Below are 19,672 nucleotides of genomic sequence, written 5' to 3' on the forward strand. Positions count from 1 at the left end.
GCTGGCCTCAGCCCAGGCAGCACAGTTACTTTGATGACCCAGGAACCGGGCCAATGGTTGCATCCATCTACAAAGAAAAATAGTAGCGCATGCTTCAGCGTTGCTTTAAAAGCGCGTGTCACTTCTGATAATTTTACTAACCTGCACAAAATCAGGAAGTAGCAAGCATCGGTGGTGCCTGTAAACTACCAGGGGAGAATGTTTAATTCTTGATTTATGACCTTTCTGAGTTGAGGTGAGTTAGTTCCCTTGCTAGTGCGAGCTTGTAGCTCGTACTTTCATGCCAAGGGTTTCACTTTCCAGCGTGGGCGAAAGGCATAGCAATAGCTAAAGGTATTTTGGTCTAAGTTCGCATAGCTGCTGCTTTTGCTGTAACAGCGGCGTGAAGCTGTTTTATTGCTGACCTTCCTGTTCTTTTTGTCTTGATACAAAAAGAACCAAAAAAATCAAGATGCTCCAAACTCGCTGAACGCTCAGACAGTGGAGCCTCTATAGGTGCACCTGGCTCACATGTTCCCTTCGTAGCCTCCTGCCGCAATACATTGTTTTAAATTAGTCTTCAGGTAAATTCTTCTAATGATCTTGCCCTTCCAGAGGCAAAAATGAAGGGCAAGATCTTAGGCTTTTTTAACATAGATACCTTCCGGAGTTTATTATTAATTTTGAATTAGGCGCAGACAAAAGATTCTTCTAATGAAAAAGGCCTTCCGGAGGGATTTAGACAAGAATTCAACCTTAGGGATGAGTCTTTAGCTAGCCTGAATTTATCTATTACGATAGGTGCGAAGTATGTGAGCCAGCTCTTCTTTGTATTTTGGGTTATCGTTCATGCCGTTATGGCCCTGCCCATTCAGCAGCATTATTTTATCATCAGGCTTCAGATGCTTTTGGAGCTTTTCTGAGGAACCATAATAAATAATTTCATCTTGTTTCCCATGGAAAAGTACTACAGGAGCCTTCGTCTTTTCGAGGTAACGGTAAGTTTCAAATTTGTACTGCAACAGAAAGGCAGGCACAAACGGATACAGCTTGTGCATGAGGTCGCCAAGGCTATAATAAGGAGCCTGCAGAATAAGCAGGCCAGGGTTATTAGTAGCAGCCAGCATAGCAGCAGGCCCAGTGCCTATAGAATAACCTGCTACTATTAGCTGCTCTTCAGGGTACAGAGATGTTAAATGAGAATAAGCCGTTTGTACATCTTCAAAAAATTGCTTTTCGCTGCTGATGTGGCCTTCACTCTTTCCAAAACCCCGATAATCGAGAATAAAAATATCATAGCCGAGGTCGGTGTAGGTAGGGGCAATTCCTCCCCATGAATCAACGGAGCCTGCATTACCATGCAGGTAGAACACCAACCCTTTGGGAGCTTCCGCTTTAAACAACAGGCCATGTAACTTTATTCCGTCTTTGGTCGGAATATAAATTTCTTTGAATTCCTGCTGAAAGCTGAAAGTGTGGCTGACAGGCAGAGATTGCGGAAAAAAGATGAGGCGTTCCTGCTGAAAAGATAATAGGCTCATAAGTAGAAGGTAAAGGATCAATAAAACAATAGCTGTTCTTATCATAGACTAAGTCTGGTGCATGCTTTTTTCTGAATGCCGATAAGCTAGTATACGGATGGCATGGCTAGTCAAAGCCAGGTTATAGGCTAAATTCAATTCGAAGGTTCCAGGTCAGCAGTTCTGAAAGAATATCCAATTATATAGTGGGCGGGAATAGATAAAACGAAACAGGCGGAATAAGATTTTCTTTTTCTTAAAACCAGTGTTTTGAATTTTGTAGTAAGTTTAAATACGGTAAATCAATAAGAATAAATACGTAAATCCTGCTGAGGCATACCGCTGCCGCAACTTTGAAATTACAGACTAGTACTTTACTATACTTTAGTACTACAACTAACTGCCAGTTTGGAAACTTGTAAAAATTCCTTTTGACTGGTAACTGTTGTAGGGTTTGTATCACTTAACACGAAAGGTTTATCTATATGCTAGCAATGAATTACCGTGGACCCCTCCGGGTTCGGATTGATCATAAGCCCATGCCTAAGATCCAACATCCACAGGATGCTATTATTCGGGTTACCCGCTCCTGCATTTGTGGGTCTGATTTACATTTATACAATGGCAGTGTGCCAGATACCCGCGTGGGAATGACCTTTGGGCATGAGTTTATTGGCGTGGTGGAAGAAATAGGAGCAGAGGTTCAAAAGCTAAAGGTGGGCGATCATGTTATGGTGCCCTTTAACATTGCCTGTGGTAAATGTGCCTTTTGCAAGCAGGAACTTTACGGCAACTGTCACGAGTCCAATCCGCAGGCTACGGCTGTTGGTGGCATTTTCGGCTATTCGCACACAGCTGGTGGCTACGATGGAGGCCAGGCAGAGTATGTGCGTGTACCCTATGCCGATGTAAGCCCTACGGTTATTCCGGAAGGTATGGACCCGGATGATGCTGTACTGCTGACAGATGTGGTGCCAACCGGTTACCAGGCTGCGGAAATGGGTGGCATACAAAAAGGAGATACGGTAGTGGTGTTTGGTGCCGGACCGGTTGGTATAATGGCGGCAAAATGTGCCTGGCTGTTTGGGGCCGGCCGCGTGATCGTGTTTGACCAGGTAGATTATAGGCTGGAGTTCGTTAGAAATTATGCGCAGTGCGAGGCCTATAATTTTAGAGAAATAGATGATGTGGTAGTTTTTGTAAAGAAAACCACCGATTGGATGGGTGCCGACGTGTGTATAGATGCAGTTGGAGCAGAGGCGGCCGGTAATGCCATGCAGACAATTACCGGAAGAAAACTGTTCTTGCAGGCAGGCTCTGCCACGGCACTGCACTGGGCTATCAACTCAGTTAAGAAAGGAGGCATTGTGTCTATTGTGGGCGTTTATGGTCCTACTGATAACCTGATTCCGATAGGAAATGTGGTAAACAAAGGCATTACCATTAGGGCCAACCAGGCTTCGGTAAAGCGTCTGTTACCAAAGCTGATCGACCATATCCAGAATGGCGTGCTGAATCCGAAAGCACTTATTACTCACCACATTCCTTTAGAGGAGGTGTCTGATGCTTACCGCATGTTCTCCGCCAAGCTCGACAATTGTATTAAACCAGTTCTGGTTCCGCCTTCAGCCAGGATGTAAACTATAACGACTATGGAAAATAAACCAGCAGATTATAACCTGATAAATGGGTGGGGCATTGATGCTGATCCTAAGAATGACCCTACTTACCCTTACAAGCGCCGTACTAATGAGGAGCACAAAGGCTACAACTGGGATAGGCCTACGCAGCAGCCCATAACAGTAGAAATTCTGCATTCTATTGAACGACCAAATGTAACGGCTGTGTTTGGAACCTCTACGCCACCTTCTGGTCTCAGTGGCATGCTTCGGCGCTATGCCTTTAAGTTTAGCGAGAACAGCTATGGCCACTGGCTCCCGCTGCTCCTGGCCGATCGCATTAATGTAGTAGAAGGCATTATAGAGGACTTAAGCAGAGGCCATATTCCCAATATTCTGGCAGAAAAAGGCTATAATGCCGAGTGGAAGTATAACCGCACTGCCCTGTTGCAAAAAGTAGCCATAGGAGCTGCTATTGCCACGGCTATGGTGCTGTACTTTAATAGAAAAAACAAAGATTAAGGGAGGGCAACAGATTCTCATAAATGAAAAGGGACAGGCCATGAATACGGCTTGTCCCTTTTCATTTTATAAAACTATTGATGGTGGAAATATTGGGGAATTTTAATGCAGCAAAGTTGTACTTAGTTTTATTCTACTATTCATTAATGCCTTACCTTATACTTTATTCAGTATCTGAAATATGGAGAATCCTATGGAAGGCTAAGGTCGCCTTCTGTAAAAGAACCTGAATAAAACTGTTTTAGATAAGTCGTTTAAGGATGTTCTGCAGGTAAAGGCGGTTACGAGCTTTAGCTATCAAGGAAATGTAGCTCCAGTTACAACTACTACAAATTATTACTATGCCAAAGGGGTTGGCCTGATTTTAACGGATGCCGGTAATATGGGTAGATTTGCCTTGCAAACTTATACTGTAAAGTAACCTTTACCTCCTCAGATAGTGCTTTTAAAGGCACAGGCGCTGATTATTGCCTGTGCCTTTTTTATTCTTTACTAATTGTAAAAATTTTATGTAAGGGATACGTGACTGAAATATGTCTGCGCACTTACTGCATTAAACTCATTCCATTTCGTCATGATAATTAAATCTTTCTAAACCCTCTGGAAGGGTATTTTTATTAGAATAATTTAGGTAAATAATTTGATTCGAGCTTTAGATTTTTAAGCAATGAACTGCCGAATCTCTTACATTTGATTTTATAAAACAGCAAGTTCCGTAATGTTAAACCTGTTGTAGTGTCTGGTAAAGTACTTCGTTGAATTTTAAACCCGGCCACATGAAGCTCCTTTCTTTGCTAAAGCTCTTTTGCGCCATGCAGCTATTGTTGCTAGTTTTTTCTTGCGGCAGAAAGCAGGAAAAAACACAGCCAACTGTCGATTCAATCTCGGAATCAGTATATGCCTCTGGAGTTGTAAAAAGTAAGAATCAGTATCAGGTGTTTCCGGTGGTGAACGGCATTATCAAGCAGATTCTGGTAACAGAAGGCGATGTGGTGCAAAAGGGGGCACCCTTGTTGGAGATCGATAACGAGACAGCCCAACTCAGCACTGAAAATGCCCGATTGGCCGCTGAATATGCACGCGTAAGTGCGAATACTGAAAAGTTAAATGAACTGCAAGCTGCCATAGACCTGGCCCGTAGCAAAATGCAGAACGACTCGCTGTTGCTCCTGCGGCAGCAGAACCTCTGGAAAAACCAGATTGGCACCCGTGTAGAACTGGAGCAACGTGAGCTAAGTTATCAGAATGCGGTCACAGCCTACCGGTCGGCTATACTGCGGTACCAGGACCTGAAAAAACAACTTGATTTTGCATTCCGGCAATCGCAGAAAAACCTGCAGATCAGCCAGACTTTAACAGAGAATTACACCATCAGGAGCGAGACAGCTGGCAAAGTGTATAGCCTGCTGAAAGAGAAAGGAGAGATGGTAAGCCCTCAGAGCCCGGTTGCCATTGTAGGAGATGCCGATGAATTTATAATTGAGCTGCAGGTAGATGAATATGATATAGCCCGCATTAAACCAGGGCAGCGGGTGCTACTAAATCTCGATAGTTACCAGGGCCAGGTGTTTGAGGCGGAGGTGTCTAAAATTAATCCGGCCATGAACGAGAGAACCCGTTCATTTACCGTAGAAGCAGTCTTTGTACGCATGCCCCCCTCACTTTATCCGAACCTGACTACCGAAGCCAATATCATTATTCAGCAAAAAGAAAACGCTTTACTTATTCCACGCGATTACCTGGTGGAGGGCAGCTTTGTGGAAACTGAGAAGGGTGAAAGAGTAAAGGTGACCACAGGCCTTAAAGACTACCAAAAAGTAGAAATTCTGGATGGCCTGAACAAAGAAATCGTGCTTGTAAAACCGGTGCCATGAATGGTAAACTAATTATCGGAATAGCCAGGTCTTTGTTGCTGGCACGGTGGCGGCAAACGCTGGTGGCAGCCGTGGGGGTAACTTTTAGCATCGCCATGTTTATTACGCTGCTTGGCTTTATGAATGGCCTGAACGATATGCTAGATGGCCTGATCCTGAACCGGACACCACATGTGCGACTCTACAACGAAATTAAGCCTACCCAGCAGCAGCCCGTAAACCTATCTGCCGACTTTAAAAATTCTTATAATTTTATCAGTTCTGTTAAATCTGGTATTTCGCGGCAGGAGATCTACAACAGCGGCCCTATTTTAAAGGCTGTTAAAGCTGATGCCCGCGTACTCGGAGCCACGCCTAAACTTACAGCACAAGTGTTTTTTAACGAGGGCACTATTGATATAACAGGAGTAATAAATGGGGTGGATGTGGAGGAAGAAAACCGCCTGTTCAACTTTCAGGATTACGTGACCACCGGCCATGCTATTGATGCTAAAAATGTAGCGAACAGCATTATTCTGGGCAAAGGCCTTGCCGATATTCTGGTAGCCGACATAGGAGATGTGGTGCAGATAACGACGGTGCTGGGCGAGCGGTTTTCCCTGAAAGTGGTCGGGTATTTTCAGTCGGGCATACAGGAAATCGATAAGGTGCAATGCTATGCCTCTATTGGCACCACACAAAAACTGTTGGGCAAACCGAATAATTACATGACCGATATCCAGGTAAAGCTACACGATCTGGACATGGCCCCAGCGGTGGCAAAAGAGTATGCTTCTGTTTTTAACATAGATGCCGAAGACATCCAGACTGCCAATTCGCAGTTTGAAACGGGCAGCAATGTGCGTTCTCTTATTTCGTATGCAGTTGGCATTACGCTGCTTGTAGTAGCGGGCTTCGGTATCTTCAACATCCTGAACATGATGATTTACGAAAAAATGGATTCCATTGCCATTTTAAAGGCTACAGGCTTTTCTGGGAGCGATGTAAACCGGGTATTTCTGGTAATAGCTTTGAGTATTGGGTTTTTCGGCGGATTGGTGGGGCTGCTGTTAGGCCTTTTGTTTTCGATGGTTATAGATAATATTCCCTTTGTGACGGCGGCCTTGCCTACTATAAAGACATTCCCGGTAAACTATAACCCGCTCTATTATTTTATAGGAGGTTCCTTTTCGCTCCTCACTACTTACCTGGCAGGTTTTTTCCCGGCCCGTAAAGCCAGTAAAGTAGATCCTGTAGAAATTATCAGAGGCAAGTAAAATGAGGGAGATTATTCTAGAGGCAAGGCATATTCACAAACAATTCCACGACCCGGTAACGGTGCAGGTGCTAACCGACATCAATTTCACTATTACCAAAGGGGAATTTGTATCGGTTATCGGCAAGTCAGGCTGTGGCAAATCAACCCTGCTGTACATTTTATCTACCATGGACACCGACTATCAGGGCGAGCTGTTAATAGACAGAGAACTGATGACAGGTAAATCAGATGCAGAACTGGCGCATATCCGGAATGCGAAAATAGGTTTTGTGTTTCAGTTTCATTACCTGCTCAACGAATTTTCAGTTTTGCGCAACGTCATGCTGCCCGGCCTGAAACTGAACAAGTACCGGGAGCAGGAAGTGGAGCACCGGGCTATGGAGCGTCTAAAAATGCTTGGGATAGACCATCTGGCTCAGAAAATGGCTTACCGTATTTCTGGCGGAGAGAAACAACGTGTCGCCATTGCCCGGGCGCTTATTAACGACCCCTACATTATTATGGGTGACGAACCTACCGGAAACCTGGATAAGCGAAACAGCGAACTGGTGTTCGATATATTTAAAGAGCTTGCCGAAACGCATCAACAGACACTCCTGATCGTCACCCACGACCAAAGCTTTGCACAAAATACCGGACGTATAATTGAAATGGAAGATGGGCGGATTATCAGGCACTAGATACAGGGGTACAAAGCTCAGAATCTCGCTGGCTCTCCGCAATGCTAAGCTAATGTATAAAAGCCGCCGTTACTTACGTAAAAGTTTGGCTACACTCCTTACTAGCAAAACCGAAACCAGGCCACTTACAGCAACAAGCTTTATCACATTTTGCGGATCACGGATGGGCCTGAACCTGCTGGTTCCTTCTTTTATTTCGATATAACCAATAGGCATCATGGCAATGCCACCGCCTCCTCCGGATCCTTCTTCTCCTGCCTTGGTGCCGGCACCTCCACCAAAACCGTAAGCTACTTTAGACACCGGTATAACCGTGAGGCCATTTTGGGTAACAGGCTCGCCGTAGATCACTGAAGTTTTGGCTGCCAATCCAACCTTTTCGGCTAGTCTTTCTACAAAGGTGCTTTGGGAGGTATTGCTTTCGTTATTTTCCATAGTATATAGATTGAAGTTAATGATCTCCTTCTGAATTGTTAAATTAAGTTATGCAGGTTAACCTAGAGATATCAGATAGTCCCTTTGCATCCTGCTTTCAGGCCGGTTCACTCTTTAATCAATAGAAGCTGCCCGGTATTTATGTTTTCTAATTAGTGACCCTTTTGCCAAGCCTTGTGCTTATAATAGCTTAAATTGCTCTGAAAGGGCAAAATCATTAGAATAATTTACAAGATGCTGTGCCTGGCTATTCCTCTAGCTCCATATCTAAGTTATAAAGATTAGTACGGACTAAAATCATAACGAAAAGCGTTATTTTAAATTACGTTCGAGGCAATTTAGCTTGCAATAGGGTAGGGGCAGCTAAGCACACTTGCTGTTTAGGGCTAAAGTGTAGGCAAACAGGAAGATCAGTCTAAAACTTAGTTCTTAAAATATACGGTAAAGGTAGAGCCTACACCTACTTCGCTTTTCACTTCAATGCGGCCACCTGCATTTTCTACTATCTTCTTTACCATATACAAGCCTACTCCCGATCCTTCCACGTGGTCGTGCAATCGTCCGAACATAGTAAAAAGTTTATGGTAGCCATTCAGGTTAATACCCAAGCCATTGTCCTGAAACGACAATACCGTAAATTCGCCTTCGGGCCTACAGTAAATCCTGACTTTAGAACTACGGTCGGGCGCTTTGTATTTAACCGCATTGGAGAGCAGGTTGTAAATAACTGAACGAAGATTTTTTTCTGAAAACCTGATGTTGGAGCAACCTTCCAGCACAATTTCTACTTCTGCCTCCGCCTCCTTTAGCTGTGGGGCAAGATCCAACTGCACTTCGTTTAGAATGTCGGAAATTTCTATTTCTACTGTCTCCTGGTTGTTTTCCTTCTGTAATTTAGTTACTTCCGTCAGGTGATCGATCGTTCGTTTAAAGCGCTGGATAGAATTTCTTATCATCAGTATCACTTCATCAAGCCCATCCGTTTTAGCTACGTGCTCGGGCAAAGAATCTATCAATATCTGTAGTAGTCCTTCTATATTAAAAATGGGAGCTTTTAAATCGTGAGAGGCGGCATAGATAAAATTATCGAGGTCTATGTTGGTGCGCGTGAGTTGCTCGTTTGTCGACAACAGTTCCTTATTGGTTTGGGCAATCTGCTGTGTGAGCGCCTGCAGTGCTGCTTCTTGCTTCTTGCGTTCTGTAATGTCGATGGTGATAGTTGCTATGCCAAGGAGTTCTCCTGTTTCTGGACTTTTAATGGTAAAGCAGTTATAATACACTGGTATTAGCTTCCCTGTTTTTTTATTTTTGAACCGGACTTCTCCTACCCAACGGTCTTTTTCCAATAACGTTGGCAGAATAACCTGCTGCGCAAATGCACGGTCTTGCTCCTCAAAAAAATCGAGCATGTCGGTTTCTTGTATGTGCCATTTTTCGAGCCCCGCCAACTCCAGGCCAGCCTGGTTGAGGTAAATGCCTTTGCCCTCAGGTGAAGAAAGCCCAATAAAGTCTGTGCTGTTCTCTACCAGGGCGACCAATTGCTGTTGTTGCTGTGTGAGGTTCTTAAACGCAGCATTAGAGCGTAACAAATCATCATTCGCCGCTGTTAATTTCTGAGCTAGCTCTAAGGCTTCTTTTTCACGCTCCTCTATTTTCTGCAGCGTTACCACCTGCTCCGTTATGTCGGAAACCAAGGTAAAGAAACCTATAATTTCACCATCTTTCACATCCGGCACAAAGCTTGTCCGGATGTGCTTTACAAAGTCTTTGCGGTAAGGCATCTTAGATTCAAAATCGAGACGCTCCCCGGCAAGAGCTCTTGTAATGAATGTTTGTACACCTGCGTAAGCTTTTTCTCCCACTATTTCACGAACCTGCTTGCCCAGCAAGTCCTCCGGCTTTTGATGGAACCACGCCTCATACGCTTTGTTGGCAAACTGGTAGCGTTCTTCTTTATCCAGGTACCCGATCAGCACCGGAAGGGCATCGGTTATGAGTTTGAGCTGAGTTGACCTGCGTTCTGCTAATTTCCGGGCTTCTACCTGCTCCGTTACCTCAAAAACGATTATAATAATGCCGTCTATCTCGCCGGCATCGCTGCGACGGGCCTGTAATGTGTAGTTAAAGTAACGGTCTTCCAGCGGACCTCCATCGTACCGGGCAATTGGTACAAATGCTTCCTTGTTCCGGTAGGTTTGGCCGGTACGGTATACTTGCCGGAGCATATCGGCGAGGTGGTGGTCGGCCAGTTCTGTTAAAGCTTCTTTCAACATGGAATTGCCAAACAGGCGGCGGCCAGGCAATAGCTGCTGGTAAGCTGGGTTTACAAGTTCATATATAAAATCTTCCCCATTCAGAATACAAATAGGAACAGAGGCTTGCATAAAAATGGTGTGCAGCCGATTCCGGTGGTTCTCAATATCATTCTGGGCGTGGAGCAGCTGTCTGGTTCTTTTTTCCACACGGCTTTCTAACTCCTCATTTAGTTGCTGCAAGGCCATCTGTGTAATGGTTAGCTCCTCATTAGAGGCCCGTATTTCTTCATTAGCCGCCTCTAATTGCTCATTCAGCTGCTGCAGGCGTTGCTCCCTTTCTTCAACCTCCAGGCGGGCTTTTACCTGTGCTGTCACTTCATAAGCAAATACCATAATGCCTGTTACTTCGCCTTTTGAGTTGCGGATGGCCTTGTAAATAAAATTATAGAAGTTATGGCCCAGCTTTCCTGTGTTTTCGTGGTCGAGCTGCACTTTCATTTCATGGGCATGAAATGTTTCGCCTGTCTGGTACACGTTGTCGAGCAGGTCGAAAATAGGTTGCCCCTCCAGTTCGGGCATAACCTCGGCAATGGGCTTACCCGTAATACGCCGGTCGCCAACCAGCTGCTGGTAATGTGGGTTCACCAATTTAAACACATGCTGCGGTCCCTCAAAAATACAAATCATGGCAGGTGCCTCCATTAAAATATTAAAAAGCTTCTGTTGCTGCAGTTCTGCTTCGGCTCGCGCAGCCATCAACTCAATGTTCAATGTAACCTGCTTGTGGGTAAGCTTATCGAGTTGCAACTGCTTATTCTTGGTTTGTCTTTGCTCCTTTACATGCTCCGTTACATCTTCTGTCTTATGTATTAAATAGAGTACATTCCCTTGCTGGTCGAGAACAGGAGTGGTAGACGGTGACCAGTATCTCTCCTCAAAAGTTCCCGGTTGATCTGGCACCTGCACATCGTAGCGTTGTAATCGCATTTTATGAGGTTGCTTATGCTCCAGCACCGAGTTAAGGGAATCCCGCAAGCTAGAGATGGCACTAGCGTTTTCCTGATCCGGATTTTCAGGAAACGCTTCAAATATGGACAACCCTTTTAAATCATCACGTGTCTTATGTACTACTTTCAGAAAATTGTTGCTGGCTGATAAAATCTTGAGGTCCGTGGAAAGGATCAGGTACAAATCAGGTACTGTTTCAAAAATAGCAAGTGTTTCTGGGGATGGGAGGTGTACGTGTGTCATAGATGATAATAGTTTGGAAGAAGGCTGGCCGGTGTAGCAAATTGATTTTGTTTAGGTGGGGTTTATTACTGTACACTGACTAGCTGTGGTTCTTTCCTTCCATAAAGCAAATGCCTGATTTTTAAATTATAATTAATTCTTTTTCCAGAAATGATAAGGGCTGAAAAACGGTAGTTTTAAACTGGTAGGCCATCTTTGTAGGCAACCTTCAAGATGAGCAGTTGAACTGCCCTTTAAACCGAAGGATACAAATCATGGCACCTGAGTAGCTCATTTACTTGCTGCATTGGTTCTAAGTGTAAACATAATGGAACTGCCATCATAGTTTTTCTTTAACAATTTAAACCCAGCAATGTTTAGCTCGATAACCTGTACATTAAAAGGAAATAAAGTACCGAGGGGGTTAGCAAAGGCCAGCTGCCAGCTTAAAGGTACTAAAAATTAAAGTTTTTTTGGACTGATATGGGCAAGGTAAGACTAACCAGTAACGGGAAATCAATTTTAAACTTCACATATCCAAGGTTAAGGTCAGCTCCATTTTTGATTTCGATTTTGGCCTCTGCCAGTATTAAATCATTTTCAGAAAGTACTGACTCTTAGTAGTCTTACCACTTGCTACCCCGGCACGTATAACCATGGAGCCGGAATTCATTTGGAATTTAATTGAACTTACCTGCCGATTAAACTGATACCTATGTTGTCCGCTAAGTAGAACGACAGAGGTGGCAGATCAGTTTAAGAAATGTTCCGGTACCTGATGTAAAACTGATACCTGCGTAGCATGTTCCAACGTAACTCATTATCCAGCCTTTTGTGCAGCCAATTTTTGGGTTTCCGATTAGTTGTAGCTTTTCTTATTTTAATAGCAGGGCAGGCTGCTGCGCAGGTCAATTACAAGGGAGGCTCTAATGTGCAGCTGCTTTACGGTCACAGCCTGCAAGGTTCAGGTAAACTGGCCACTATTACACTCGAGCATTTTGGCGATTATGGAGCCTTTGAACACTTCGGATTTGCCGATTTATTCAACAATGCCAGCCTAGCTGGTCCGGACCTTTACCTGGAGTGGTATCCAAAAATAAGCCTAAGCCGCGCATTGGGCACCAGCCTCCAATTTGGGCCACTACGTGATGTGCTGATCGGGAGTGGCATTAACGTGCTTTTTGGCGGGAACGAAGATTTTTTCGCTTCTGTTGTAGGGCCTGTTTTTAAGTTTAAGGTGCCCGGCTCGGGGCTGGTGCAACTCGAAACTTACTATTACAGGCAAAACGGAGCTGAGTTCCAAGGTACTTACCAAATCACCCCTAGCTGGGATATTCCTTTGCCGCTTTCTGAGACTGTTCGGTTTCGCTTCCGCGGATTCATGGATTTTATCGGAGACAGGGGACCTGGCACAACACAATACCTGACACAACCGCAATTTTTTATAGACGCAGGCAGCTTACGCGGTAAGCCCGGACGAGTTTATGTCGGTTCGGAGTGGCGTTACTGGAAAAATGTGGTAGGTATAGCCGGTCTGGAAGAGTCGATTCTGCAGGCCAATATTTTGTTCAGCCTGTAAGCCACCAAAGCGAAAGGAGGTTCTTGTGTGCCCTATAACCGTGAGCGGTTTTGACTTAGCTGCCGCAAAAACAAACTATCCGTTGCCCCAGACTTGTAAGGCCGGAACAACGGATGTTTACGGGAGCTGCATTGTAACAGCTTTGCCGTCTAAATTATCTGAGTAGCATATAAGGCTATTAGCCAGCTTCAAAAGCAATTATTTAAATAAATAGCGCCTTTCGGAGCCTGATTTATAGTTAGCTTTGGTAGGCTGTTCTTGCTGTTTAAGGTACTGAGAACTTGTACTTTAAAAAGCTTATTTTCGAACAGGTACCAGAACCAACTCCTTTTGATTATAAAAATATTTACTTTTTAAAACAGTGAATATCCTGATAAGCTGAATAAATAAATTGGTTGTATCTTTCATGGTTACTAAATTTAGTTTAGTGTTATAACGTATTAAGCAAAAAATAAACCAAAAATACTGTAGAAATGTTTCGAAAATTATTTTCTGACATTTTGTTGCATTCCTTTACATGTACAATAATAGAAGTTAACCAGCTATAGCTTCGATCTGTTAATTATTCTAATGGAGGGTGGCGCAACAGCGGGAGGGTGCCAGAGCATTTTCTGCGCCAGTTATATAAAAACAATTGGACATGGAATGAAATTTATTAATTGCCTCCTGAAAACATCAAAGCCCTGCAGCACAGGCTGCAGGGCTTTGATGTTTAGAGCTTCAACGGTTATTGTGTAAGGGTAACTGCACGCAAGGCATTCACACGTCCGTAACCATATAGCGGGTCACGTCCGGGTTTGCCCAGGTCGTCGGCAGAGGCACGCATTCTGGCTAGCACTTGGGTAGGGTCCATATCGCCACCGTTCTGGCCAATTATAAGGGCAGCTACACCTGCTGCATGAGGCCCTGCCATGCTGGTACCTACAGACCAGTAATAGCTGGCAACGCCCGGAGTAAGGTTACTGCCTGTACTGAAAACGTAATCAAACACATAAACATATTGCGTAACACCAGCTATGGTGGCTATTTCGGCACCGGGGTACATGTAATCACCACCAGGAGCAGCAAAATGAACATCAGGTGTGCCGTAGTTAGAGTAGGAGGCAAGGTTATCCATAAAGGTAGTGGTAGGGTTCAGTGCCCAGCCACGAGGTGCCGTAGCAGATATGGAGATCACGCCGGAAGAGCTGGAAGGAATATGGACCAGAGACTTATCGGCATTTCCGTTGTTCGCTTCGTTGCCAGCCGAGGCTATTAGAGTGGAGCCGTTCTTATTGGCATATCGGGTAACACGGTCCAAGGCAACAAGTAATTCCTGTACCCCTTTGGTATCGCCTTTCACCAAAAAGTCGTCAGAAGGATCGTCAGGAGTACCATTATCATCCAGGTACTTACCATTACGGTAAAGCGAAGCGCCAATACTCATGTTAATTACATCGGCCCCTTGTTGTGTGGCATGTACGATGCCATCCATAATCCAGGAGAAGGCACCGGTACCAGAGTCGCGAAGCACTTTCACCAGAATTAGCTTGGCTTCCGGCGCTACACCTATAATGCCGATGCCGTTGTCAGCGGCAGCTATGGTGCCGGCAGTATGCGTGCCGTGGCTGCCAACACCTGGCAGGGCATAAGATAATTGTTCTCCTATTACGAAACTCTTACTGGCCGCTAAATCAATATTAGGTGCCAGGTCCGGGTGATCCAGGTCAAAGCCTGTGTCTAATACCGCTACACGTACTCCTTTGCCACGTGCACCTGCATTCCATGCTTCTGGTGCCTGAATGGCTGCATGTCCCCACTGCAGGTCAAAAAAGCGGTCATCGTCACCACTAAAGGGAGGAGTGCCAAAGTTTTCCATTTCCACCACCTTCTGATCTTCAGGCTTCAGCCATTCAATATCGAGGTCGCGCACAACAGAGCGCACACCAGGAATTTTACTGGCCTTGGCCGAAAATTCAGGGTCTTCGGAATATGCCGTGGCAACACCTACTTCGGCGTAAAGCCTGTTGATCTTGCCATTGGCAGCTGTGAGCTTGCCTTCTAGGCCTGCCGGAAGTTTTTCCTGGGCAGAAAGCACAATATAGTGTTTGCCGCGGTATTTCACATTGGTTGCGCCGTTGGCGATCTTGGCATTGCTGGCAGCATCCAGGTCCAGGTTAGTAGCAGGATCTACTTCAACCTCCGGGTTACAGCCAAACATGCCCATGAAAGCAAAAAATAGAGGACACGCTAATTTTGCAGGAGTAAATTTTCTTGTGTTCATAGGTAAGATATAGATGTAGTTAAAAAATGAAAAAAGCTTTCCCTGCCGCGGTTACAGGAGTAGTCGCGGAATAATACTGAAAATAAAATATAGTAACAGCAAATAATTTCTTAATACCAGCAAAAGGCGCAGAAACTGATTTTAATAAATAGGAGGTAATGGATAATAGGGTCGATTGTACAATAGCAACTTGTCGCTCTTTCAATATAGGAGGAAAATATTAGCCTACCAAATTAATTAATCAAAATTTTATTAGAAATTTTAAAACTGCTTATTTCAGCTTTCCTGGTCATTTCCAGTAATCCTTTTTAGAATTAAATTAAAGTGAAATAGAAGGTTAAGGTAAGTTATTTTAAAATTTGTAATTAGCGTGGTAATTGAAGTGTGCATTTTAACAGATTTTAAAATTTGTTGAATATAAGCTGTTGAAATACAAGTTTCAACATTGAAGTGGACAATCGAGGTTAGAGCTGTAGAGCTCAAGAGGAGTTAGGGAACCAACAATACTATCCTTTTAAATTAAATTCCGAAATAGTATTTCCGAAGTGAGATCTTTATCTAACAAGCGCTCATCAATTGGAATTTATTAAGTGTGTTAGTATTTGAACTAATGATATGTAATGTTAAGCCAGGCGCCCCGGTGAACAGACAACAAACGATTTCTTTGTTTGGGTTCTTAGCAAAGCATTATTTGGAGAAGGTGCTCCGGCCCTTGTTATATAGCAAAAATAAACTGATTCCATTCTATTGGGTTTTACTGCCAAATCCTGAAGGCAAGGCATTGTTATTTATCAAAAATCAATTTTATAATACTATGTCCCTGTTAATATGAAATTATTTAGAACAAAGAACATGGAATAGCAGTTTTAGAAATATCACAGTTGTTAGGGTATTGCTTTATGCCTACCTAAAAGCTGCTAAATGCCAAAGTTGGCTGCTAAGTACCTTTACAGTAGAAACAGTAAAACTTTTAAAAACATGAAGAAAACAATACTAGTGCTTGTCTTACTTCTGATGATTTTTTCTGCGGAAGCACAAAATCGGGAAGTTATAACGGTAAACACAAACGAAAGAAGAATAAGAGTTGGTGCCCAAATAGGCCTGAATGCCTTTACACTTTCCTCTGATCCCAATCTGCGCGACTCAAGCCTTGGCCTGGGCTGGCAATTAGGGGTATTTTCCAGAATAGGCAGTGAAAGATTTTATCTGCAACCAGGCCTGGAGTATATGAGCCATACCATTGCTAATGTGGAGCGGGCTGTGGCGGCAAATGTGATGGGAGAAGATAATGTAGGGCTGCGCTATCTCCGGTTTCCGGTAATGGCAGGCTATGTGGTACGCAATGCATTTAGCCGCGATCCGCACCTGCGCCTGCTGGCTGGTCCTTCATTAGAATATAACATCGGAGTAGGACAGAACAACATCGGGTTAAGCAGAAGACAATTCAAGAATGCTCAGTTTGCCATAAATGCCGGTATTGGATTTGATTTCTGGATATTTAACTTTGATGTGCTTTACCACCACCACCTCATTAACACGCTCAACTACGATAATGCCTCAGGCAAGAGAAGAGGCGTTTCCCTCAGTACCGGAATCCGGTTCTAACGGCGCCGGAAGGGATAACGCGGCCGTGCGGCCGAGGAGCGCATAAGGCAGCTATAACAGGTGGCAAGGGGTACCGGATCAGCTGTTACAGTAGCGATTGACTACTCTATCTTTCCAAGTTCCCGTTAAAAGCAATAAATAAGAAAAGACCCGCTGCCGGCAAGCATTCAGCTTGACCAGCAGCGGGTCTTTCCTTCCGTCAAACTAAACTATCTTTTCTCTAGCTGGCGTTTAAGCTTTTCTTCTACGTTCTTCAACTGTTCGTACCAGTTTTCACCAGAATCCTCTGCAAAAACATCGTTGCCAGGAATGCCGACGCGCATACTTACTTTTTTGGAATCTGTAGCATGATTTGCTTCTTCTTTAAAGTAAACATCAACAGAATCTATTTTTTTAGCGTGCCGCTTAAGTTTAGAAATAGAATCCCGAACATGCTGTTGGATATCATCCGATATGGAAATGTCTACTGCCTGCACATCTATTTTAATGCCTTCAAAGTTCTCAGTGTAATTCATATACTTTAATGTTTTTAGTTAATCCTAAACAAGCGCTTGCTTCACATGTTGAGCAAGTCTTGTTATTCAGAGCTTATTTTAAACGGCTTTGTGGTTGAGAGGTTAGCACAAACTGTCATTTTCGTGTCTTTTGCTCCTGCGCCATGATCTGCATTTGCAGGAGGGTGTACAGAACCTAGATGCCGTTCTGTAGAGATTGCCTCAATAACATGCTTGTGGTCGAACAGTAAAGGTACAGGCCACGCTTTGGATTTGGTAACCCTAGACCTCTCAAACCATATAACATCTCCGGAAGGCCTTTTTCATTAGCAGAATTTAATTTGGTTGTTGATTGTTAGTTGCTGATTGTTAAATGGCTAAGTTTCTAATTAAAGGAGCAGAAATACCTCGCAGCGAGCACAGCTTCTGCGGGTGTGTAGGCAGAGTGGCTGCACTGGGAAAAGAGAATTTCTATTAACTCGCCTCCTGACTGGCAAGTCCAAAGGCACAAATTCGTTATTCCCCACCTCAAATAGTAATCAGCCTTGCTTCTCAGTAGGATCTTCTTAGGCAAAACAATTTTTATTTGGAACGGTAGAATTAAAGGCTAAAAGTAAAATAAATAAGAAGACCGTTTATCATGATAGAGCCCGCCTTTACCTATTACCATTTACCTGATGTGACATTACATGTGGCTTCGGCAGGAAACGAAGCCGGAGAAACCATTTTGTTCCTGCACGGTTTTCCGGAGTACTGGTATGGCTGGCACAAGCAGCTAGCCTTTTTTGCTGAGCACGGCTATAACGTAGTGGCTCCTGACCAGCGTGGCTACAATCGCAGCAGCAAACCAGCAGCAGAGTCTGATTATACCCTCGACAAGTTAACCGGAGATATCATCAGGCTCATAAGCCAGATGGGGAAAGAAAAAGTGGTGCTGGTGGGGCACGATTGGGGTGGCATGGTGGCTTGGTCACTTGCCATGCACTATCCGCACCTGTTACACAAACTGGTCATCCTGAACATACCACACCCGTCTGTGATGCGCCAGCACCTGAGAACTAACCCCCGGCAGATGCTGCGGAGCTGGTATGCAGCCTTCTTCCAGGTGCCGGTACTGCCTGAGCAGCTAGCAATGGCGCTCGATTATAAGGCTCTTGATAAAAGCCTTACTGGCACTGCCCGGCCTAACACCTTCTCCGAATCCGATTTGGCTGCGTACAGAGAAGCCTGGCAACAGCAGGATGCCCTCACCAGCATGATGAACTGGTACAGAGCCTTTAAACACTCGATGCTCGATCTGGACAAAGACGTAAAAGTCCCCACGCTCATGCTATGGGGCAAAAAAGATGTCACATTGGGCGCAGAAATGGCTGAACCAAGCATAGCAAAATGCATGCATGGGGAATTGATTTTCCTTGAGAATGCTACTCATTGGCTGCACCATGAGGAGGCAGGAAGAGTAAATGAGGAAATTCTTCGTTTTATAAAAGAAGGCTGATCTATTTTCTATTCTACGATTATTTTAGTGATACTGCATTTTGCGGAGATATAGAAATCAGCCTTTCATAGTTGCTGATATCTTTTTTGTCATCCTGAAAGGATCTTGTGGGCGAGTCCGAAAGCAATATTTTTTGTTGTTTAAATTCGCATAGCTGCTTTTCCTGCTGTGATAGCTGACTGAAGCTTTTTCATTGCCTGCTTTCTTGTTCTTTTTGTCTTGATACAAAAAGAACCAAAAAAATCAAGACGATTTTGAACTCGCTGAACGCTCAAACAAAAAATCGTCAGTGGGTGCACCTGGCTCAGGTGTTCTCTTCGTTGCCTACTACCGCAATATCTTGTTAGGTGTTAGCTTTCAGTTAAATTCTGCTAATGAAAAAGGCCTTCCGGAGGTGTTTTGATGGATTGGAGGCCTAGGGTTTTTATGTTAGCGAGGGTGAAAGCATTTACGTACAACAGCGAAATGAATCATTATCTCAAAAAAACAGTAATCTGCAGGCCCTGCATCAGCTTAGGTGAGTACCATGTTAGCTCCACTACTTTTGCTCCTGTGCAGTGTGGATCGGAATACCCGGCGCACAGTAAAAGGTATTCTGCTGCTACTGAAACTGATGCAAAAGCGTACAGCAGCCCTGCCTGTTATGCCCATCAAACAGAATTTCGGGAAGGCTTTTGATGCTTTTGTGCCACAAACTAAGCATTAGCACCTGAGGCCTAGCCTAATCTCCTGGTCTAACTTTAAAAAGCCTGATCCCGCTGCTGGCATACCTGCCATCTGTAGCTCAAGCCTCAGGCTTATTTTTTGGCTAGGTGGTCTCTAGGTTCAGCAGCAGTGGGAGCCGTAAATAATTTGTATCTT

The 19,672-nt window shown here is 44.2% G+C and carries 14 protein-coding genes; 9 read left to right on the top strand and 5 right to left on the bottom strand.

Features of this window, described 5'->3' with window-relative positions; genetic code table 11:
* Positions 1–764: 764 nt before the first annotated feature.
* The gene (locus ACMA1I_RS08035; protein ID WP_337067791.1) at positions 765–1,520 is read right to left on the bottom strand and encodes an alpha/beta hydrolase; all 756 of its coding nucleotides are present in this window, start codon (positions 1,518–1,520) and stop codon (positions 765–767) included.
* 464 nt (positions 1,521–1,984) lie between these two features.
* On the opposite strand from ACMA1I_RS08035, the gene ACMA1I_RS08040 reads away from it, so the two are divergent.
* The 5 genes from ACMA1I_RS08040 to ACMA1I_RS08060 all read left to right on the top strand — a co-directional run bounded on the left by ACMA1I_RS08040 (position 1,985) and on the right by ACMA1I_RS08060 (position 7,452).
* The gene (locus ACMA1I_RS08040) at positions 1,985–3,139 is read left to right on the top strand and encodes a zinc-dependent alcohol dehydrogenase (protein WP_337067792.1); all 1,155 of its coding nucleotides are present in this window, start codon (positions 1,985–1,987) and stop codon (positions 3,137–3,139) included.
* Between the two features lie 12 nt (positions 3,140–3,151).
* Positions 3,152–3,640, top strand: coding sequence for a hypothetical protein (locus ACMA1I_RS08045; protein WP_337067793.1), 489 nt, complete (start codon positions 3,152–3,154; stop codon positions 3,638–3,640).
* Between the two features lie 776 nt (positions 3,641–4,416).
* Positions 4,417–5,514: an efflux RND transporter periplasmic adaptor subunit gene (locus ACMA1I_RS08050; protein ID WP_337067794.1), complete on the top strand. Its 1,098-nt coding sequence runs from the start codon at positions 4,417–4,419 to the stop codon at positions 5,512–5,514.
* The gene (locus tag ACMA1I_RS08055; protein ID WP_337067795.1) at positions 5,511–6,770 is read left to right on the top strand and encodes an ABC transporter permease; all 1,260 of its coding nucleotides are present in this window, start codon (positions 5,511–5,513) and stop codon (positions 6,768–6,770) included. The genes ACMA1I_RS08050 and ACMA1I_RS08055 overlap by 4 nt, the downstream gene beginning before the upstream one ends.
* A 1-nt stretch (position 6,771) precedes the next feature.
* Positions 6,772–7,452, top strand: a complete 681-nt coding sequence (locus ACMA1I_RS08060) for an ABC transporter ATP-binding protein (RefSeq protein WP_337067796.1) — start codon at positions 6,772–6,774, stop codon at positions 7,450–7,452.
* A 69-nt stretch (positions 7,453–7,521) separates the two neighbouring features.
* Here ACMA1I_RS08060 and ACMA1I_RS08065 read toward each other — a convergent pair whose 3' ends face one another.
* Entirely contained in the window at positions 7,522–7,887 is a 366-nt protein-coding gene (locus ACMA1I_RS08065) for a GerW family sporulation protein (RefSeq protein WP_337067797.1), read from the bottom strand.
* A 422-nt stretch (positions 7,888–8,309) separates the two neighbouring features.
* Positions 8,310–11,393 carry a PAS domain-containing protein gene (locus tag ACMA1I_RS08070; RefSeq protein ID WP_337067798.1) on the bottom strand — a complete coding sequence of 1,028 codons (3,084 nt, stop codon included), beginning with the start codon at positions 11,391–11,393 and terminating at the stop codon, positions 8,310–8,312.
* A gap of 781 nt (positions 11,394–12,174) precedes the next feature.
* On the opposite strand from ACMA1I_RS08070, the gene ACMA1I_RS08075 reads away from it, so the two are divergent.
* Positions 12,175–12,951: an outer membrane protein OmpK gene (locus tag ACMA1I_RS08075; protein ID WP_337067799.1), complete on the top strand. Its 777-nt coding sequence runs from the start codon at positions 12,175–12,177 to the stop codon at positions 12,949–12,951.
* Between the two features lie 727 nt (positions 12,952–13,678).
* Here ACMA1I_RS08075 and ACMA1I_RS08080 read toward each other — a convergent pair.
* Entirely contained in the window at positions 13,679–15,214 is a 1,536-nt protein-coding gene (locus ACMA1I_RS08080) for a S8 family peptidase (protein WP_337067800.1), read from the bottom strand.
* A 978-nt stretch (positions 15,215–16,192) separates the two neighbouring features.
* Here ACMA1I_RS08080 and ACMA1I_RS08085 point away from each other — a divergent pair.
* The gene (locus ACMA1I_RS08085; protein WP_337067801.1) at positions 16,193–16,819 is read left to right on the top strand and encodes an outer membrane beta-barrel protein; all 627 of its coding nucleotides are present in this window, start codon (positions 16,193–16,195) and stop codon (positions 16,817–16,819) included.
* Between the two features lie 209 nt (positions 16,820–17,028).
* Here ACMA1I_RS08085 and hpf read toward each other — a convergent pair whose 3' ends face one another.
* Positions 17,029–17,334, bottom strand: coding sequence for a ribosome hibernation-promoting factor, HPF/YfiA family (hpf, locus tag ACMA1I_RS08090; RefSeq protein WP_337067802.1), 306 nt, complete (start codon positions 17,332–17,334; stop codon positions 17,029–17,031).
* Positions 17,335–17,953: 619 nt separating this feature from the next.
* Between hpf and ACMA1I_RS08095 the strand changes: the two genes are divergently transcribed.
* Complete coding sequence (locus tag ACMA1I_RS08095; protein WP_337067804.1) at positions 17,954–18,811, top strand: alpha/beta hydrolase; 858 nt, start codon at positions 17,954–17,956, stop codon at positions 18,809–18,811.
* A 526-nt stretch (positions 18,812–19,337) separates the two neighbouring features.
* Complete coding sequence (locus tag ACMA1I_RS08100) at positions 19,338–19,517, top strand: hypothetical protein (RefSeq protein ID WP_414703883.1); 180 nt, start codon at positions 19,338–19,340, stop codon at positions 19,515–19,517.
* Positions 19,518–19,672 lie beyond the last annotated feature (155 nt).

The sequence above is a fragment of the Pontibacter sp. 13R65 genome (assembly GCF_047525655.1).
In the GTDB taxonomy this organism is placed as follows: domain Bacteria; phylum Bacteroidota; class Bacteroidia; order Cytophagales; family Hymenobacteraceae; genus Pontibacter.